Annotated in this window: 2 protein-coding genes; both read right to left on the bottom strand. The window is 63.6% G+C overall.

The window, feature by feature from the left end:
* The coding region (locus RMO81_RS10505) for a substrate-binding domain-containing protein (protein ID WP_310475807.1) at positions 1 to 478 on the bottom strand (478 nt) is incomplete at its 3' end.
* Between the two features lie 141 nt (positions 479 to 619).
* On the bottom strand, positions 620 to 1,568 hold a 949-nt coding region (locus RMO81_RS10510; protein ID WP_310475808.1), incomplete at its 5' end, for an ATP-binding protein.

Genomic DNA, 1,568 nt, shown 5'->3' on the forward strand with positions numbered 1-1,568 from the left:
AGGTGCGGGCGGTGTTGGGGCCCTTGCCAAACGGATTGGCGGCCAGCGCCAGATAGACATCACGTTCGGTAAGCGACGGAAAATTGGCTTCGCGGGACTGGGCGATGACCAGGCCATCAATGCCCACCTGCAATTCGATCAAGCCCTTCACGCCATGCTTGGCGCAATCGTCCACTTCGCTTTTCTTGATGCGCCGGGACGCATTGGCGGCATCGGGGAATTGCGCGCCAAGGCCGGCACACATCAATTTGATACCGCCGCCAGTGCCGGTCGATTCCACGATCGGGGCGGGAAATTCCGTCCACTTGCGCTTGAACTGTTCGGCCACGGCGGTGGTGAAGGGATAAACGGTGGACGAGCCGACAATGCGGATCTGCGTGCGGCTGCCGCCCGAACAAGCCGCAAGCCCGGCCGCCAAGATGGCAACCAGGCCGAGACCGTAAGCAGCAGACGCGCGGACTGGCGGCAAGAAATCCATCCTCTTGGGGCCATGGCCAGGCGATTCGCCGTCCAAACCTTCTGCCCCTCTGTGTCGGCCTTTATGACCGTCGGATGTGGCCCATATGACGATTTGATGACATATTTATTACGCAGCCTGTGGATGATTTCAGGCCCAGTCTCAAGCAATGGGCAAGGAAAAGGAAACCCTTGTGCCTTCGGCCAACCGGCTGTCGATTTCGAGCCGGCCGCGATGCCGTTCCACGATATGCTTCACGATGGCCAGCCCCAGCCCGGTGCCGCCCAGTGTGCGGCTGCGCTGCGAATCCACCCGATAGAAACGCTCGGTCAGCCGCGGCAGATGTTCGGGCGCGATGCCATCGCCTTCATCGGCCACGCTCACCCGCACGCTGCCGCCCGGCGACGAAGCGATAATGGCCAGGCTGACCCGGATCGGCGAGCCGCTGCGGCCATATTTCAGCGCGTTGGAAATCAGATTATACAGCACCTGCAGCACCTGATCACGATCGGCGATCACGCGCGGCAGCTCGTTGGGCTCGTCGATCAGCAGGGCGCGGCTGTCGGCTTCCAGCCGCATGGCCAGCGTGCTGCCCACTTCGGCCACCAGGCCCTTAAGGTCGAGCGGCTGGGTGGGACGCACGAACTTGTCCAGCTCGATGCGCGACAGGCTCATCAGATCATCGATCAGGCGGCGCATGCGATCGGCTTCAGTGGCCATGATGGTCAGGAACCGCTGCCGTGCCGGTTCATCTTCGGCGGCCGGGCCCTGCAGCGTTTCGATGAAGCCGGCCAGCGTGGCCAGCGGCGTGCGCAATTCGTGGCTGGCGTTGGCGACAAAATCGACCCGCATCCGCTCGGTCACCTTCGATTGGGTGATGTCGTCCAGCAGCACCAGGCAGCGCACAGCGCCATCTTCGCCGCCTTCTGCGCCCCCATCCGCGCTATCGCCCACGACGCGCAGGCGGAAACTGCGATTGCCCGTACCCAGGCCGGTCAACTCGCGGTCTTCGGCGACTTGCCCGGCCATCACCACGTCCACCGCATCCAGCAGCGCCGGGTGGCGCACGGTCAGCCGCAGATCGCTGCCGATGATGCGATCGCCGAACAAG

Origin of the sequence: Sandarakinorhabdus sp. (assembly GCF_031422795.1) — a bacterium.
Lineage (GTDB): Bacteria > Pseudomonadota > Alphaproteobacteria > Sphingomonadales > Sphingomonadaceae > Sandarakinorhabdus.